The following is a 17,185-nucleotide window of genomic DNA, read 5'->3' on the forward strand; positions in this document are numbered from 1 at the left end:
ATGCTCTCGCATACTGAGATGCCAGCCCATCTCATCGGAAGAAGAAACTTGGTGATCATGATGACCGAACGTCCAATGACCTTGGCCGAAAAGGTTTGGGAAGAACATGTTGTGGTGCGCGGCGAAGGAGAAGGTGTGGGCCGCAAGCCCGACCTGATCTACATCGATCTGCATCTCGTCCACGAGGTGACCAGTCCTCAGGCATTCGACGGCCTGCGACTGGCGGGTCGTCCGGTGCGACGCCCCGACCTGACGATCGCGACCGAAGACCACAACGTGCCCACGATGGACATCGACAAGGTGATCGCCGATCCCATCTCGCGTCTGCAGGTCGACACGTTGCGCAGGAATTGCGAAGAATTCGGAATCCGGTTGCATTCCATGGGGGATGCCAGTCAGGGCATCGTCCACATCATCGGGCCGGAACTCGGTCTGACGCTGCCGGGTATGACCGTCGTCTGTGGTGACAGTCATACCGCCACCCATGGTGCTTTCGGCTCTATCGCCATGGGCATCGGTACATCTGAGGTCGAACACGTGTTGGCGACCCAGACGCTTTCGCTGCGGCCGTTCAAGACGATGGCCATCAATGTGGACGGTGAATTGCCGCCCGGTGTCACTGCCAAAGACCTCATCTTGGCGGTCATCGCGCAGATCGGAACCGGCGGCGGCCAGGGTTATGTGCTCGAATACCGCGGCCCGGCCATCGAGAAGCTGTCGATGGAGTCCCGAATGACCGTGTGCAACATGTCGATTGAAGCCGGTGCTCGCGCCGGACTTATTGCACCCGATGACATAACCTTCGAATACGTCAAGGGTCGCCCGCATGCACCGACCGGCGCCGACTGGGATGCCGCTGTGGAGAACTGGCGTCGGCTCCGCACCGACGAGGGCGCGGTCTTCGACGCAGAGGTTCATATCGACGCGAGCAAGCTGACTCCTTTTGTCACCTGGGGAACCAACCCGGGGCAGGGTCTGCCCCTGGGTGCTTCGGTGCCCGACCCGACCAAGATGGCCGATGCCGCAGAGGCAGAGGCGACCGAGAAGGCTCTGCGGTACATGGATTTGACGCCGGGCACGCCGCTGCGGGAGGTCGAGGTCGACACCGTGTTCGTCGGCTCGTGCACCAACGGGCGGATCGAGGATCTGCGTGCAGTTGCCGAGGTCCTGTCCGGTCGTCACGTGGCCGAGGGCATTCGGATGCTGATCGTGCCCGGGTCGGCGCGCGTGCGCCTACAGGCCGAAGCAGAGGGACTCGGCGACATCTTCGAGGCGGCCGGCGCGGAGTGGCGGCAGCCCGGTTGCTCGATGTGTTTGGGAATGAACCCCGATCAGCTCGCACCCGGCGGACGGTCCGCGTCGACCTCGAACCGCAATTTTGAAGGGCGGCAGGGCAAAGGAGGCCGAACTCACCTCGTCTCACCGGCAGTGGCTGCCGCCACTGCGATTCGAGGACGCCTCAGCGCCCCGACCGACCTGACCGATTCAGTTCCCGCGGTCTGAGCGCGGACGAGAAGGAGTATTGAACATGGAACCGATCAGCATCCACACCGGAATCGGCGTTCCGCTTCGCCAGGGCAACGTCGACACAGATCAGATCATCCCGGCGGAGTTCCTGAAGAGGGTGACTCGCACCGGATTTGAGGACGGCCTGTTCGCCGGCTGGCGCACGGACCCGGGCTTCATCCTGAATGTGGAGCCGTACAACCACGGATCGGTCCTGGTGGCAGGCCCCGACTTCGGTACCGGATCGTCCCGCGAGCATGCGGTCTGGGCGTTATCGGACTTCGGTTTTCGGGTCGTGATCTCGTCCCGGTTCGCCGACATCTTCCGCGGCAATGCCGGAAAAGCCGGGTTGGTGGCCGCACAGGTGGACCAGTCGGACGTCGAACTGATCTGGAAGCGCCTCGAGGAGCAGCCCGGGCTGGAACTGACGGTGAGCCTTGAAGATCAGACGGTCACGGCAGCGGACCTAGTGGTGCCCTTCGCAATTGATGAGTACACGCGGTGGCGTCTGATGGAGGGTCTGGACGACATCGGATTGACATTGCGGCAGGTGGAGGCCATTTCCGAGTATGAAAAGGCAAGGCCCGTATGGAAACCGAAGACCCTGCCGGAGCCCGTGTCGGGGCGCTGACGGAGGGTGCGGCTGTAACCTGTTAGACGGCTTACCTTTCGCCACGCCGGGCGAATTTGGCGTGGATCGTGGACCTTTTGCGATTTGACGTTTACCGTGTTCATTTAGATGGCCCAAAGTGGGTCAACAGTTTGCGGAGGTTGAATCCATGAACAAGGCAGAGCTCATCGAAGAACTAACAAAGAAGTTGGGGACCGATCGCCGTACGGCTACTGACGCCGTCGAGCACATCGTCGACACAATCGTGCGGGCGGTGAACAAAGGTGAGAGCGTGACGATCACCGGTTTCGGTGTCTTCGAAAAACGGCGTCGCGCCGCTCGGGTTGCTCGCAACCCGCGCACCGGCGAAACCGTCAAGGTCAAACCGACTTGGGTGCCGGCATTCCGCCCGGGCGCACAGTTCAAACTCGTTGTGTCCGGCAAGCAGAAGCTGAGCGCATCGGGTCCGGCCGTCAAGCGCGGCAGTGCAACTGTCGCAGCGCCGGCCAAGAAGACCGCAGCCAAGAAGGCGGCTCCGGCGAAGAAGGCCGCACCCGCCAAGAAGGCTGCACCGGCCAAGAAGGCCGCACCTGCCAAGAAGGTTGCAGCCAAGAAGGCGGCTCCGGCCAAGAAGGCAGCTCCGGCGAAGAAGGCCGCACCCGCCAAGAAGGCTGCTCCGGCCAAGAAGGCCGCACCTGCCAAGAAGGTTGCAGCCAAGAAGGCAGCTCCGGCCAAGAAGGCCGCACCCGCCAAGAAGGCTCCAGCGAAGAAGGCTCCGGCCAAAAAGCGCTGACGTACACAAACTAAACCCCGGTGGACCTTCCCTCCACCGGGGTTTGTTTTGCGTTCAAGGCATTTCGGTTACCGACGGCTAACCCATCGGGCTGTCGACGTGGTAGGCGTCGACAAGTTTCCCGTTGTGCAGTGAGAGCACCCAGAAACTTCCCTTCCGGTTTCGCGATGCCGGGAGCTTCAGCTCGTCCTGTGCAGCCCACCATTTCAGTAGCGGGGGAATCACCTTGCCCTGGCTGCACACGACGTGAGTACCGCTCGACTGGGCGATCTCTCGTATTCGCCTGCGCCCACTCTTCGGGTCATCGGCGAACGACTCTTCCGACAGCGACGGCTCGGCCTCGATGTGGATGTCGAGTTCGCCGGCCAGTGGTGCGACGGTCTGGACACATCGCACCCGGTCCGCTGAATGGACATCGGTGGGGCCGAACAACACCAGTTGTGACACCAGTGCCTGCGCCTGTGCCAGACCCACCTTGTCCAACGGACGTAACCGGTCGTCGCCCTTGTACCGGGACTTGCGGCCGGCCTTGGCATGCCTGACCAGCAGAAGGACATCGAGCTTTGCCGGCAGGTTCTGAAAGGACTTCAGAACCTTCCTGTCCAGGTGGTAGGAGATCGTGGACTGTGCCGATTCCACTGAAAGCCAACGCAAGTCGTCAACCTCATCATTGGGCGTGAAATCGCCGGAGACAACTTCTGCCGACCAGTAGTGAACGTGCTTGCGGCCGGGACCGCGAAGGTCGTAGCTGACCATCCGCACATGCCTGCCGAGTCGAACGCGGTAGCCCGTCTCCTCACCGATCTCACGGACCGCCGCGCTGAGGAACGTTTCCCCGGGTTCGACCTTGCCCTTGGGCAGGGTCCAGTCGTCGTAGCGGGGACGGTGGACGATCGCGACCTCGATCTCCCCGTCCGGATTCTCGCGCCATACAACGCCACCGGCCGCGTAGACGACCGCGCCGTTGCCGCTTGCCGACTTGCTCACTGGCTCAGGTCGGCCCGACGACGGTTGCGGCGCATCATCTGACGCTGATGATCGCGAACCTCTTCACCCGCTGCGGGTGAAGCCGTCCAGCTGCCATTCGGCCCGAGCACCCAACAGCGGGTGGTCGGGTCCATCGCAGAGGCGAAGATGTCGTCGAGTTCGCGGGTCAGTCTCGGGTCGCGAACCTGCGCCATCACCTCGACGCGTCGGTCGAGGTTGCGGTGCATCATGTCCGCGCTGCCGAACCAGAACTCGTTGATCGACTGGAAGTGGAACACTCGCGAATGCTCCAGGAACTGCCCGAGGATCGACCGAACCGTGATGTTCTCGCTGAGGCCGGGCACCCCGGGACGAAGAGCGCAGATACCGCGCACGACCACATCGACCGGGACACCGGCCTGTGATGCCCGGTACAGCGCATCGATGACCTGCTCGTCGACAAGCGCATTGGCCTTCAATCGGATTCGGACATCGGTGTGTCCGCTCAGCGCTCGCTCGATCTCGGCGCCGATGCGGTCGATGATCCCGGCCCGGACGCCATGTGGTGCCACGAGGAGGTTGCGGTACTCGACCTTGCGCGAGTAGCCGGTGAGCGTGTTGAACAGGTCGGTCAGGTCCGCACCGATATCCGGCGCGGCGGTGAACAAACCGATGTCTTCGTAGAGCCGTGCGGTTTTGGGGTTGTAGTTGCCCGTTCCGATGTGGCAGTAGCGCCGGATCGTCGAGCCCTCACGCCGAACAACCAGGCAGGTCTTGCAGTGGGTCTTCAGTCCGACGAGCCCGTAGACCACGTGCACGCCGGCCTGCTCGAGCTGCCTGGCCCACTTGATGTTTGCGTGCTCGTCGAAGCGCGCCTTGATCTCGACCAGCGCCACCACCTGTTTGCCCGCTGCCGCGGCGTCGATGAGGGCGTTGACGATAGGGGAGTCACCGGAGGTTCGGTAGAGGGTCTGTTTGATGGCCAGGACATCGGGATCGGCGGCCGCCTGCTCGATGAACCGTTGCACGCTGGTGGAGAACGAGTCGTACGGGTGATGCACCAGGACATCTCCCTCGCGCAGCGTGGCGAAGATGCTCTTCGGCGTTTCACGTTCACCGAAGGCCGGGTGGGTGGCCGGGACGAACGGTGGGTCCTTGAGCGCGGGGCGATCGATCCCGGCGACCTGGAACAGGCTCGACAGGTCGAGCAACCCGGGCACCTCGATCACGTCGGCCGGATCGACATCGAGTTCGCGCAGCAGCAGTTCGAGCATGTGCTCGGTCATGTCGCCGGCGATCTCCAGCCGGACCGGTGAACCGAAGCGTCGGCGCGCAAGTTCGCGTTCGAGGGCCTGGAGCAGGTCTTCGTCGCGGTCTTCCTCGACCTCGAAGTCGGCATTACGCGTGATCCGGAAGGCATGGTGCTCAACGATCTCCATACCCGGGAACAGATGGTCGAGATGTGCCGAGATCAGATACTCCAGCGGAAGGAGGATCGATTTGGCCGGTGCGGTATCGGTTTTCGCATACAGGTGGCGGAACTGGGCCGGCATCAAATGGTCCACCCGGACAAAACGGTCGACGTTGTCGGGGACTTTGACGCGGGCGAAATGCTCGCCGCCCTTGCCGACGTCCTTCACCGTCACGGCCAGGTTCAGGCTCAGACCCGAGATGTAGGGGAACGGATGAGCGGGGTCGACGGCCAGTGGCGTGAGCACGGGGAAGACCACTTCATGGAAATACTCGCTCATCCGGCGCCGCTCGTCGTCCGAGAGCACTTCCCAGGTGACGATGTGAATGTTGTTGTCCGCCAGCGCCGGTTGTACCGAGTCGAGGAAGACCCGGGCGTGCCGGTCGGCCAGCACCTGGGTGCGTTGGGCGATCAGCGCCAACTGTTCACGGGGCGACAGACCGTCGGCCGAGCGAACCGACAATCCCGTCTCGTGGCGGCGTTTGAGCCCGGCGACCCGGACCATGAAGAACTCATCGAGATTGGAAGCGAAGATCGCCAGGAACTTGGCACGTTCGAGCAGCGGTAGCGATGTGTCCTCGGCCAGCGCCAGCACCCGGGCGTTGAAATCGAGCCAACTCAGTTCCCGGTTGAGATAACGATCTTCGGGAAGGTCGGCTGTGCTGGTCGGCAGAGCGGTCGCCGCCGGTGGTGCTGTCGGCATCGAGGGAGGGTTCGACGACTGGCGCGTCGTATCTGCTGTGCTCACGTGACCATCATGGCGCATCGGGCCGGACTGTGGAATCGCGAGTTTGTGATTGTTCACTCAGATGCAGGCGGGTCACGATCGCCGAGGTCGCCCGACCGAGACCGAACTGCGCGGCGGTGCGCAGATCGTCGATGGTGTCGACATCGATCCGCAGGTCCGGCCAGCGGTCGGAATCGTCGACGAGATCGACGGCGCCGTGGTCGGAATGACGCTGCGCGGAGTCGGCGCCGAAACGCAGGAAGTCGGTGGTGTGTGGGCCTTCTAGGTCGAGAAACAGTGCGGTGGTTCCGGTCCCGGCGTGATCGGGGATGTACGAGGAGGTCAGGGGTGCGGACTCGGCGATGGCCGCAATCAGGCTGGCCGGAGTCGCGGCGGGCAGATCGGCCTGCAGCACCAGGATTCGGCTGCCGGGCCATCGCGACAGTGCGTGGTCGATACCCATCGCGAACGCCCGGTTGAGGACATCACCCCGGTCGACGACCGTTTCGGCGCCGAACGCGCCGGCGGTGGTGGCCACGGCCCGGTCGGGGGACACCACGACGACCCGGTCGAGCCCGGTGTCGGCCACTGCGGTGAGCGTGTCCTCGAGCATCGCGAGAACCAGGGCGCGGCGTCCATCGTGGTCGATGGCCGGAGCCAGCCGCGTTTTGGCGCCGCTGAGTTCTTTGACCGCAATGACGACTGCGATCGGCCGCGTTTCCATGGGGTCCATCATGGTCGCCGCCCTCACCGGGGTGAAAAGGTACCCCGCCTTGGCACCGACCTCTAGGCTTGGAGCGTCGCGGAGAGACCGCACACAGTCGAGGAGACGAAGTGGTGGGTGGCGTTATGCGGGCGGTCGTCATGGGCTCGGGTTCATGGGGCACGGCGATGGCCAAGGTATTGGTGGAGGCCGGTACCGAGACGATCCTGTGGTCGCGCCGGCCGGAGTTGGCCGACGCGATCAATCAGACGCATACCAACCCTGACTACCTCCAGGACGTGACGCTGCCGCCGGAGCTGCGTGCCAGTGCCGATCTGGCAGAGGCGCTCGATGGTGCGGATCTGGTTGTGTGCGCGGTGCCGTCCCAATCGCTGCGCACGAGTATGCAGACCTGGCTACCGCATCTGAGTGATACGGCCACACTGATGTCCTTGGCCAAGGGCATCGAGACGGGCACCCTGTTGCGGATGAGTGAGGTCATCACCGAGGTGAGCGGGGCGTCCGCGGATCGGGTTGCCGTGTTGTCGGGACCGAACCTGGCCGGGGAGATCGCCATCGGACAGCCGGCGGCCACCGTCGTGGCATGTGCGGACGAGGTCCGCGCCCGCGAGATTCAAAAAGCCTGCAGCACCAAGTATTTTCGCCCGTACACCAACACCGACGTGGTCGGCTGTGAGGTCGGTGGGGCCGTCAAGAACGTCATCGCACTGGCCTGCGGCATGGCCTCGGGGGTCGGACTGGGCGACAACACCCGCGCCTCGATCATCACCAGGGGGCTGGCCGAGACCATTCGCCTCGGGGTCGCCCTGGGGGCGCGCCCGGAGACGTTGGCGGGTCTGGCCGGCATCGGTGACCTGGTGGCCACCTGCTCGTCTCCGCTCTCGCGCAACCGGACCTTCGGCAGTCGCCTCGGCGAAGGCAAGACACTTGCCGAGGCGCAGGAGGCGACCCACGGTCAGGTCGCCGAAGGCGTCAAATCATGTTCGTCGGTACGTGCGCTCGCGCAGAAGCACGATGTCGATATGCCGTTGACCGACGCGGTCCACCAGGTGTGTCACGAGGGTTTGACCGTCACCGACGCGATCTATTCGCTGCTCGGCCGGCGCACCAAACCCGAGTGACTCCGTCACGCCAAACCCGAGTGACTCCGTCACGCCAAACCGGAGTAGAAGGACTAGTTGCCGAGATCGATCGGGGCGGTGGGCAGGTATTCGTCGATCAACTGTGAAAACTGTTGAATCGGAGCATTTCCCACATTCTCGGGAAGCCAGATCGCCACGTAGGGGCGGTGGTCGACGGCGTACCAGAGGAACCCTGGTGCCTCGGTGGTCGCCGACACCAGGAACCATTGCACCGGATCGACCACCTGCAGGCCCGAGGTGGGGGACAGCGACTCGGGTCGATCGACGCCGCAGCGCAGTTGGACCGGTCCGGGTACCTGTTCTCCCGGCGGCCAACTGACCATGCCGTCGTCGGACACCGTCTTCTTGCCGAATCCGTCGAAGGTCTCCGGCAGCGCGGCGACGAGCGCCGCGCAGTCCGGTGAGGACTGCTCGGGTGCCGCCATCGACTTGAGAGGCGTATCGGCAGAGGTGTTGTCGTCGGTCTTGATGACCGCGTAGGTGATGAAGGCCACGATCACCATGACCGGGATCGTGATGATGGTGGCGATGACCGCCGGGTGCAGGCGACCTGCGCGGCTCGGGGCTGACTCGCTCACACCAGCCTCGGGGTGCCGGTCACGACAGGGCATGTCAGGGTTCGGGTGATCCCATCGACCTGCTGGATCTTCGGGACCACCTCTTCGGTGAGGTGGGCCGCGTTGGCCGCGTCGACCCGCACGATGACGTCGTACGGTCCGCTGACCTCCTCGGACGAGGCAACGCCGGCGATATCCGAGATCGCTGCTGCGGCCACCGCAGCCTTGCCGACCTCGGTCTGGATCAGTATGTAAGCCTGAACCACGGCGTTCCCTTCGTTCACGACGATGATCAGCGGAGCGGCTGACCCAAATAGACTGGCACATATTGTCACCGACAACGGCGCCGAGTCGCCAATCAAGCAGGCCGACATCCAAACGAAAGGCGCGGTGAGAACGCTGTCACCCGATCCGGTTCCCACGGTCAGTGAGGTCGGCGAGCAAGTGCTGATCGATCTGTTCACGACCCCCGACGACGACGCCAGAGGCGATCACATGGTCCTGGTCGGTCCCGGCGACGACGCCGCCGTGCTCGCCGGTGGCGGCCCGGTGGTCGTCAGCACCGACGCGCTTGTCGACGGTCGGCACTTCCGCATGGACTGGAGCAGTCCGGAGCAGATCGGGTTCAAGGCTGTGGTCGCGAACGCGGCGGACGTCATCTCGATGGGCGGCCGGGTCACCGGCTTTCTCGCATCGGTGACCTGTCCGAAAGACATTCCGGTCGCCACTCTGGTGGGCCTGCGCGACGGGATGCGCGAGGCGGCCCGGCGGTACGGGGCGAACGTCGTCGGCGGTGATCTGACGGCCGGCGATCAGCTGGTGCTCGCGGTGACCGCGATCGGAGCCATGGATGCCCGTACCCCGGTGCGGTTGTCGACGGCGCAGGTCGGTGACGTGGTCGCGGTGTCGGGACCGCTGGGGTCTTCTGCTGCCGGCATGGAGTTGTTGTCGGCCGGGATCGGCGATTTCACCGACTTGGTGCGCGCACACTGTGCGCCGGAACCGCACCTGGAACTCGGTGTCGCTGCTGCGGAGGCGGGCGTTCATTCGATGACCGACATCTCCGATGGCCTGATGCGGGAGCTCCACACGATGTCGCGGGCCGCCGGGCTGCGGATCGAGATCGATGCTGCGGCCATCCCGGTGGTGCCCGAATTGCCGGCTGCCGCAGCCCGGCTCGGCGTCGACATGAACCGCTGGACGACAACCGGTGGTGAAGATCATGAGTTGCTGGCCACCTTTGCTGCGGGGGAGCTTCCGGTCGGGTGGACGGCGATCGGTTCGGTGCACGCCGGCCCCGCCGAGCCCCCGGTCACCGTGCGTGGCATGGACTCGGTCGACCTCGAAGCGGGTTGGCATACGTTCTAAAGGGGTGCAGGTGCTGTTCGGCACTACCCGATACTGTGACGTTCATGGCTATTTACGCACTTGATGATCGGGAACCCGAACTGGGCGAAGGCGCCTACGTACACCCGGATGCCGTGGTGATCGGCGCGGTGACCCTCGCGGCCGGCGTGTCCGTGTGGCCGGGCGCTGTGTTGCGCGGTGACTACGGGACGATCCACATCGGTGAGAAGACGAACATCCAGGACGGCACCGTAATCCACTGCACACCCGTGCATCCGACGGTGATCGGTGCTGGTTGCGTGGTCGGGCACAACGCACACATCGAGGGTGCGACCATCGGCGATGGTTGCCTGATCGCATCCGGATCGGTGGTACTCAACGGTTCCCAGATCGGGGCCGGGTCGATCGTCGGCGCCGGCGCGGTGGTTGCATACGGCTTCGAACTCCCCGAACGCTCGATGGCACTGGGGGTCCCGGCGAAGATCCGTGAGGGTTACGTGGTCGCCGAGGGGCACATTGAGATGAGCGTAGAGAACTACGCGGCGAATGCTGCGTACTATCGCACCGCGCTGCGTCGGCTGGACTAGCCGGCAATGTCTGACGCACAACCACTTTCGGAACTGGTGGATCCGGGTTGGGCCAGTGCGCTCGCGCCGGTCGCCGACGACGTAGCCCGGATGGGAGATTTCCTGCGGGCCGAACTGGCTGCGGGCCGGACGTATCTGCCCGAGAGCGGAAATGTCCTGCGCGCCTTCACGAATCCTCTGGACCAGGTTCGTGTTCTGATCGTCGGGCAGGACCCCTACCCGACACCGGGCCACGCCGTCGGCCTGAGCTTTTCGGTGGCACCCGAGGTGAAACCGGTACCGCGGAGCCTGGGCAACATCTATACCGAATACACCGACGACCTCGGATTTCCGCGGCCGTCGAACGGCGATCTGACACCGTGGAGCAAGCAGGGGGTTCTGCTGCTCAACAGGGTGCTCACCGTGGCGCCGGGGTCGGCCGGGAGTCATCGCGGGAAGGGCTGGGAGGCGGTCACCGAGTGCGCCATCAAAGCGTTGGCGGCCCGAGATCAACCGCTGGTGGCCATCTTGTGGGGCAAGGATGCGGCGTCGTTGCAGGCGTGGCTACCGGGGGTCGCGACGATCGTCTCGCCGCATCCGTCGCCGCTCTCGGCCCGTCGGGGATTCTTCGGTTCCAAGCCGTTCTCGCGTGCCAATGCCGCATTGGTGGAGCAGGGCGGCGCCGAAATCGACTGGCGCCTACCTTGATCGGACACTGAACTCACAGCCGGTGAATACAAAAAATGGCCACCCGCGAAAGCGGGTGGCCATTTTCAGGTTTGAATATGCGATCGACGACTCAGCGCTCGGCGTTCACGGCCGCGTAGTCCGGCTTGGTCTTGCCGACAAATGCGTTGACACCTTCGATGCCGTCCGGAAGGGCCGACAGCGCGGCGATCGACTCTGCCTCGGCGTCGAGCTGCTCGGTGAGCGAGCGGGTCGCCGATGCGTTCAGGAGCTTGCGCGTCGCGGTGAGCGTGCGCCACGGGCCGGCCGCGATCGAAGCTGCAGCAGCCTCGGCGGTGATCAGCACCTGATCGTCTTCGACCACCCGTGAGACCAGTCCGAGGTCGAGTGCCTCGGCGGAATCGATCGCGCGGTTGGTCAAGATGATCTCGCGTGCACGTGCGGCGCCGATGACCCGCGGCAGCGACCAGGTGAGGCCACCGTCGGGGGACAGTCCGATGCCGAGATACGCCGGACGGAGCTTTGTCGAGGTACCGGCGATGGCAACGTCACAGTGCGTGACGATGCTCATTCCGGCGCCCGCGGCCCAGCCGTGCACAGCCGCGACGACAGGTACGTTCGCAGCGGTCAGTGCCCGGATGAAGTCGTGGAAGTCTCCGGCCAGTCCGGCCAGGAACTCGGCACGATCGTCGGCAGAAGCGAAGTCGCGGACGTTGCCGCCCGCGCAAAAATTCGCTCCGGTGCCGACGAGCAGTACCGCGCCCGCCTTGATCTCGCCGCGTGCCAACTGACGCAGCGCAACAGCGCCACGATCGAAGTAGGCCCGGTCCAGCGAGTTACCGGCCTTGTCCGAGGCGATGGCGATGCGGAGCACACCATCGGTGAGTTGAACTGAGTCGAAATCGGTCGAGGACGACCGCAACTCGGTCACACTCAGCCCCGAACGACTTTGCCGGCCTTCAGGCAGGAGGTGCAAACGTTGATCCGCTTGCGGTTTCCGGGGGCGACCTGCGCACGCACGGACTGGATGTTGGGATTCCAGCGCCGGTTTGTACGCCGGTGTGAGTGCGAGACCGACTTACCGAAGCCGGGGCCCTTGGCGCATACGTCGCAGACGGCAGCCATCGTCGAACTCCTTCATGAGAAATTAGGTGGTCATCGGCCCAGAGGAGCCGACACGGGTGTCGACACCCAAAGGGCAACCCTGCAAGCTTAGCCGCCACCGGGTCTGTGATCCAAATGGTGGTCGAAGGCCTGACCAGAGATGGTCGTGAACGACGGTGTCGGCCTCTCAGATTAGTCTGTGGGTCAGACCACAAGAAGGAGGTGCGGCACGTGGTGGATCAGATCGGGGCACCGGCGATGGACCCGGGTGTATTGCGGGACTGGATCCACGGTGCCGTGACCAGCCTTGATCTGGTGCGCGCCGAGATCAATGACCTGAACGTCTTCCCGATCCCGGACTCCGACACCGGCAGCAACATGCTGCACACCATGAAGGTGGCCGCCGAGGCCGTGGACGCACTCGACGACAACGCGGACACTCCGGCGGTCGCCCGGGCCATGGCCGAGGGTGCCGTCGCCAAGGCCCGCGGCAACTCCGGGATCATCCTCTCGCAGGTCCTCGTCGGCCTGGCCGATGCGGCCGAGATCAATGCCGTCGAACGTCGCGTCTCCTTCAACAGTCTGTGGGTTGCCGGTCTGAGGCTGGGATCGCTCGCCGCGACGCGGGCCGTCAGCGAACCCCGTGAGGGCACGGTCCTGACACTGCTGCGGCGGGCGGCCGAGAACGCCGCCGCCCACGCGGCGTCCACCCCCGCCGACCTGGCCCGCGCCATCGCCGACGGTTGCGCCGAGGACCTCGACCTCACCCAGTCCCAGCTCGATGTCCTGGCCCAGGCCGGAGTGGTCGACGCCGGTGGCCGAGGGCTGCTGGTGATCTTCGACGAACTGGTCAAAGTGCTCACCGGTGTGTCCGCTCGCCGTCGGCGGTACCAGGGCGCACTGGTCGGAGGCGGGGATCGGATCGGGCACCGGATCGGCGAGTCGTGCGACAGCGACAACGAGATGGACTTCGAGGTGATGTACCTGCTGGGCGGTGCGGCCGCCGACAAGATCTCGACACTGCGCACCAACCTCGGTGAGATCGGCGATGCCGTGGTGATCGTCGGGGACAGCGCGGACGACGGTGTCGGCGAACGTTTTTCCATCCACGTCCACACCTGTGAGCCAGGTGCCGCGATCGAGGCAGGCGTGGCCCTCGGTCGAGTGAGCGACATCAGGATCAGCTGCTTCCTCCTCGACGCCCACCGCGGACAAGACGACAAGGCCTCGCGTCCGCCCCGGCGCAATCGCGCTGTCGTTGCCGTTGTCACCGGTGACGAGGCCGCGGAGTTGTTCGAGCAGGAAGGCGCGGTGGTTGTTCGGGCCGATACCGCCGGCGAGGGCGAGCTGGATGCCGAGGTGCTGGCGAAGGCGATCATCGATGTCGACAGTGCACACGTGATCCTGATGGGTAACGGAGCCCTGCCGGCCCAGGACCTGGTCGCCGTGGCGGCGGCCGCGCGCTCGCGCGAACGTTCGGTGGTGATCCTGCCGGGTGGTTCGATGGTCCAGAGCCTGGCGGCGATGGCGGTTCACGACCCGGGGCAACTGCCCGACGACGATGCGTACGCGATGGCCGACGCCGCCGCGGCCACCCGGTTCGGTGCCGTGGTCACGGCCACCGAACGCACCCTGACGTTTGCCGGAACCTGTGAACCGGGTGATCACCTGGGACTCATCGGTGACGGTGTACTCGTCATCCATCGCGAGATCATCGGCGCTGCAGCGGGCCTGGTAGACCTGCTGCTGAGCACCGGTGGCGAGATGGTCAGTGTGCTCGCCGGGCGTAATCTTGATCCCGCGGTGCTCGAACAACTCGAGCATCACGTGAACACCGTGCACCCGGGTGTCGAGTTCGTGAGCTTTCCAGGTGGGCAGGTGGGCGAACTGCTTCAGGTGGGAGTCGAATAGCAGTGGTGGCATTGTCGGAGTCGCTCGATGTCGTGTTGGGAGCGAAGGCTGCCGATCTGCTGGCCGAGCAGATCAACGTGACCACCGTCGGCGAGTTGTTGCGGTACGTGCCGGATCGCTACGTCAAGCAAGGTGATCTGTCGGGGGAGCGCAAACCCGAGCCGGGCGAGCGGTTGACGGTGGTGGCCAGGGTCGAGGACAGCAAGACCATCCCGATCCGGAACTCGCGCCGCAAGATGACCAAACTTGTTGTGTTCGACGGCAATTTCCGCATCTCGGTGACGTTCTTCAACTCGCCCTGGATCGCGTCGAAGCTCCCCAAGGGCTCCCGCGTGATGATGGCCGGTGAGGTGAAGTACTTCAACAAGGAGCTGCAGCTCACGCACCCCAACTGGCTGAAGCTCCCCGAGGACGGTACGTCGATCGAAGCGGACGACGCGGTGGGTTCGGCCCTGATGCAGGGGATCGCGAAGGCGCTTGCGACCGACGCCGGCAGCGGTGAAAAGGTCGATGGCACAATAGATTTCTCCGAGTTCCTGCGCGATGTCATCCCGGTCTACCGGGCCACGGCCAAGCTGCAGGCCTGGACCATCTGGCAGTGTGTGCGCGCCGTACTGGGTTACCTCGACCCGATCGAGGATCCGTTGCCGGACGACGAACGCAAGGCCCGCGGACTGATCGGCGCCGACGAGGCGCTGCGCAAGATCCACATTCCCGAGGGACAGAACGACATCGATCAGGCGTCGGCGCGGCTGAAGTTCGATGAGGCGCTGGCGCTGCAACTGGCGTTGGCGCAACGCAGGTATGTCGATCGCGGCGCCCAGGGACCGTCCTGCCCGCATGTCGACGGTGGTCTCGAAGACCGATTCATGAAGCGCCTGCCGTTCACGCTCACCGAAGGCCAGAACGAGGTCATCGGCGAGATCACCGCGGATATGGCCCGGCCGGAAACGGACGGGCAGACGAAGGTCGCGCCGATGAGCCGGCTGCTGCAGGGTGAGGTCGGATCGGGTAAGACCCTGGTGGCGTTGCTGGCCATGCTGCGGGTCATCGACAACGGTTACCAGTGCGCGCTGCTTGCGCCCACCGAAGTGCTTGCTGCGCAGCACTTCCGGACGCTGGAGAACATGCTGGGCGGATTGGCCAAGGAGGGTGAACTCGAAGGAGAAGAGGGTGCCACCCGGATCGCTCTGATCACCGGGTCGATGAAAACCGCGGCCAAACGCACCGCGCTGCTCGAGACGGTCACCGGGCAGGTGGGCATCCTCATCGGGACGCACGCGTTGCTGCAGGAGCATGTCGATTTCTTCAACCTGGGCTTTGTTGTTGTCGATGAGCAGCACCGGTTCGGTGTGGAACAACGGGATACGCTCCGCTCGCGGGGACGCGACGACATCGTGCCGCACCTGCTGGTGATGACCGCGACCCCGATCCCGCGCACGGTCGCGATGACCGTCTTCGGTGATCTGGAGACGTCGACGCTGCGGGAACTGCCGCGCGGCCGTCAGCCGATCACCACCAGCGTGGTGCCCAAGGGCAACCCGAAATGGGTGCAGCGGGCCTGGGAACGGGTTGACGAGGAAGTGCAGGCCGGGCGCCAGGTCTATGTGGTGTGCGCCCGGATCGGTGACGACGGCACGGCGGCCGGCCAGAAGTCGGCACAGAAATCGTCCGAGGCGGGTGGCGAACCGGCCATCGCAGCGGTCGACATGTTCAACACGCTGTCCACCGGGCCGCTGGGCAAACATCGGATCGAACTGCTGCACGGGCGGCTCCATGCCGATGACAAAGCCCAGGTGATGGCCGACTTCACGGCGGGCAATATCGACATCCTGGTCTCCACCACGGTGATCGAGGTCGGTGTCGATGTTCCCAATGCCACCACGATGGTGATCGTCGACGCCGAGCGGTTCGGCGTGAGCCAGTTGCATCAGCTGCGTGGTCGGGTCGGTCGAGGCGGGTTGCCGGGTCTGTGTCTGCTGATGACCGGAGCGGCAGATATGTCACCGGCGATGGAACGACTGCGGGCTGTTGCGGCGTCCAATGACGGGTTCGAATTGTCGCTCGTGGATCTGGCTCAGCGGAGGGAGGGTGATCTGCTTGGCTCGCTCCAGTCCGGTCAGACGTCCTCGCTCCGGTTCCTTTCGCTCCTCACCGACGCCGACCTCATCGACGACACGAGGGCGTTGGCCGACGAGGTCGTCAGCTCCGACCTCACCCTGGTCGAGCACAAACCGATGGCCGCACTTGTCGATTCGATCCTGGGCCCGGTTCGGCTCGCGTTTTTGGACAAGTCCTAGCGGAGGTCGGCTTCCGGTCCGGATATGGGCCGGGCTGATCGCTTTTGCTGTCTCGGCTGTGCTGGTGGCCGGCGTCGGTGTTGCGATCAACCGACCGCATGACATCTCACCTGACGCGCAGCGGCTGTTGGGTGAGTTGACGCTGATCCCGGCGCTGGCCGGGCGTCCGGATGCGCCGGACTACGACCGCAGCGCTTTCGGTACCGCGTGGACGGACAACACCGATGCTGTTGGTTCAGGCAACGGATGCGACACCCGTAACGACATCCTTGACCGCGACCTGCAGGACAAGACGTTTGCGGTGATGACCAGTTGTGGGCGGGCCGTGGCCACCGGCGAGTTCCGTAGTCCTTACAGCGGTCGGTGGGTGGTCTTCCGGCGGGGACAGGGGACCGGAGCCAGAGTCCAGATCGACCACATCGTGCCGCTCTCGTTCGCCTGGGATATGGGTGCCCGGAATTGGAAGTCGACAGTGCGGCAACGCTTCGCGAACGATCCGGCCAACCTCGTCGCGGTCGACGGAGATGCCAATCAGGACAAGGGTGACAAACAGCCGTCGCGGTGGATGCCGGCGAACAAGTCGTTTCACTGCCAATACGCGGCGCAATTCGTGATGGTGATGCGGACGTACGGGCTCTATCTTGATACGCCGTCGGTACCGGTGCTGCGGTCGGCGCTGCGCCGTTGCTGACGTAAGTCCCTAGAACCAAGTCATATAGACCACGTATCCAACCGTCGCAAGGGCGCATCCGATGACTATTCCCAGCCCTGCGT

At 64.6% G+C, this 17,185-nt stretch carries 17 protein-coding genes; 10 read left to right on the top strand and 7 right to left on the bottom strand.

What is annotated here, in order from left to right; genetic code table 11:
- The first annotated feature begins 60 nt into the window (after positions 1-60).
- From leuC to AC51GR_RS05620, 3 genes are all read left to right on the top strand, one after another.
- On the top strand, positions 61-1,503 hold the full coding sequence (gene leuC, locus AC51GR_RS05610; RefSeq protein ID WP_496323618.1) for a 3-isopropylmalate dehydratase large subunit: 1,443 nt from the start codon (positions 61-63) through the stop codon (positions 1,501-1,503).
- A gap of 25 nt (positions 1,504-1,528) precedes the next feature.
- Complete coding sequence (gene leuD, locus AC51GR_RS05615; protein ID WP_496323619.1) at positions 1,529-2,137, top strand: 3-isopropylmalate dehydratase small subunit; 609 nt, start codon at positions 1,529-1,531, stop codon at positions 2,135-2,137.
- A gap of 148 nt (positions 2,138-2,285) precedes the next feature.
- Positions 2,286-2,909, top strand: coding sequence for an HU family DNA-binding protein (locus tag AC51GR_RS05620; RefSeq protein WP_496323620.1), 624 nt, complete (start codon positions 2,286-2,288; stop codon positions 2,907-2,909).
- Between the two features lie 78 nt (positions 2,910-2,987).
- On the opposite strand, the gene AC51GR_RS05625 is transcribed toward AC51GR_RS05620, so the two are convergent.
- From AC51GR_RS05625 to cofC, 3 genes are read right to left on the bottom strand one after another with little or no spacing between them, the layout of a single operon-like run.
- On the bottom strand, positions 2,988-3,896 hold the full coding sequence (locus tag AC51GR_RS05625; RefSeq protein ID WP_496323621.1) for an NUDIX hydrolase: 909 nt from the start codon (positions 3,894-3,896) through the stop codon (positions 2,988-2,990).
- Positions 3,893-6,094 (bottom strand): RNA degradosome polyphosphate kinase, encoded by a 2,202-nt coding sequence (locus tag AC51GR_RS05630; protein WP_496323622.1) that lies wholly within the window; start codon positions 6,092-6,094, stop codon positions 3,893-3,895. Before AC51GR_RS05630 ends, AC51GR_RS05625 begins: the two co-directional genes overlap by 4 nt.
- A gap of 7 nt (positions 6,095-6,101) precedes the next feature.
- Positions 6,102-6,797 carry a 2-phospho-L-lactate guanylyltransferase gene (gene cofC, locus AC51GR_RS05635; RefSeq protein ID WP_496323623.1) on the bottom strand — a complete coding sequence of 232 codons (696 nt, stop codon included), beginning with the start codon at positions 6,795-6,797 and terminating at the stop codon, positions 6,102-6,104.
- A gap of 125 nt (positions 6,798-6,922) precedes the next feature.
- Here cofC and AC51GR_RS05640 point away from each other — a divergent pair, with 125 nt between their 5' ends.
- A complete protein-coding gene (locus tag AC51GR_RS05640; RefSeq protein ID WP_496324095.1) occupies positions 6,923-7,918 on the top strand; it encodes an NAD(P)H-dependent glycerol-3-phosphate dehydrogenase in 996 nt (331 codons plus the stop codon).
- 53 nt (positions 7,919-7,971) lie between these two features.
- Here AC51GR_RS05640 and AC51GR_RS05645 read toward each other — a convergent pair whose 3' ends face one another.
- Both AC51GR_RS05645 and AC51GR_RS05650 read right to left on the bottom strand, forming a co-directional pair.
- A complete protein-coding gene (locus AC51GR_RS05645; RefSeq protein ID WP_496323624.1) occupies positions 7,972-8,517 on the bottom strand; it encodes a DUF3515 domain-containing protein in 546 nt (181 codons plus the stop codon).
- The gene (locus AC51GR_RS05650; RefSeq protein ID WP_496323625.1) at positions 8,514-8,762 is read right to left on the bottom strand and encodes an Lrp/AsnC ligand binding domain-containing protein; all 249 of its coding nucleotides are present in this window, start codon (positions 8,760-8,762) and stop codon (positions 8,514-8,516) included. Before AC51GR_RS05650 ends, AC51GR_RS05645 begins: the two co-directional genes overlap by 4 nt.
- A gap of 124 nt (positions 8,763-8,886) precedes the next feature.
- Here AC51GR_RS05650 and AC51GR_RS05655 point away from each other — a divergent pair, with 124 nt between their 5' ends.
- From AC51GR_RS05655 to AC51GR_RS05665, 3 genes are read left to right on the top strand one after another with little or no spacing between them, the layout of a single operon-like run.
- The gene (locus tag AC51GR_RS05655; protein WP_496323626.1) at positions 8,887-9,864 is read left to right on the top strand and encodes a thiamine-phosphate kinase; all 978 of its coding nucleotides are present in this window, start codon (positions 8,887-8,889) and stop codon (positions 9,862-9,864) included.
- A 44-nt stretch (positions 9,865-9,908) separates the two neighbouring features.
- Positions 9,909-10,430 carry a gamma carbonic anhydrase family protein gene (locus AC51GR_RS05660; protein ID WP_496323627.1) on the top strand — a complete coding sequence of 174 codons (522 nt, stop codon included), beginning with the start codon at positions 9,909-9,911 and terminating at the stop codon, positions 10,428-10,430.
- Between the two features lie 6 nt (positions 10,431-10,436).
- On the top strand, positions 10,437-11,117 hold the full coding sequence (locus AC51GR_RS05665) for a uracil-DNA glycosylase (protein WP_496323628.1): 681 nt from the start codon (positions 10,437-10,439) through the stop codon (positions 11,115-11,117).
- Positions 11,118-11,208: 91 nt separating this feature from the next.
- On the opposite strand, the gene AC51GR_RS05670 is transcribed toward AC51GR_RS05665, so the two are convergent.
- Positions 11,209-12,027: an enoyl-CoA hydratase/isomerase family protein gene (locus AC51GR_RS05670; RefSeq protein WP_496323629.1), complete on the bottom strand. Its 819-nt coding sequence runs from the start codon at positions 12,025-12,027 to the stop codon at positions 11,209-11,211.
- A gap of 2 nt (positions 12,028-12,029) precedes the next feature.
- Positions 12,030-12,221, bottom strand: coding sequence for a 50S ribosomal protein L28 (rpmB, locus tag AC51GR_RS05675; protein WP_036517975.1), 192 nt, complete (start codon positions 12,219-12,221; stop codon positions 12,030-12,032).
- A gap of 237 nt (positions 12,222-12,458) precedes the next feature.
- Between rpmB and AC51GR_RS05680 the strand changes: the two genes are divergently transcribed.
- From AC51GR_RS05680 to AC51GR_RS05690, 3 genes are all read left to right on the top strand, one after another.
- Positions 12,459-14,111 (top strand): DAK2 domain-containing protein, encoded by a 1,653-nt coding sequence (locus tag AC51GR_RS05680; RefSeq protein ID WP_496324096.1) that lies wholly within the window; start codon positions 12,459-12,461, stop codon positions 14,109-14,111.
- Positions 14,108-16,411 (top strand): ATP-dependent DNA helicase RecG, encoded by a 2,304-nt coding sequence (recG, locus tag AC51GR_RS05685; RefSeq protein ID WP_496324097.1) that lies wholly within the window; start codon positions 14,108-14,110, stop codon positions 16,409-16,411. Before AC51GR_RS05680 ends, recG begins: the two co-directional genes overlap by 4 nt.
- 64 nt (positions 16,412-16,475) lie before the next feature.
- Positions 16,476-17,102, top strand: coding sequence for an HNH endonuclease family protein (locus tag AC51GR_RS05690; RefSeq protein ID WP_496323630.1), 627 nt, complete (start codon positions 16,476-16,478; stop codon positions 17,100-17,102).
- Positions 17,103-17,185: the final 83 nt, after the last annotated feature.

It is taken from the genome of Williamsia sp. z71 (genome assembly GCF_059553375.1).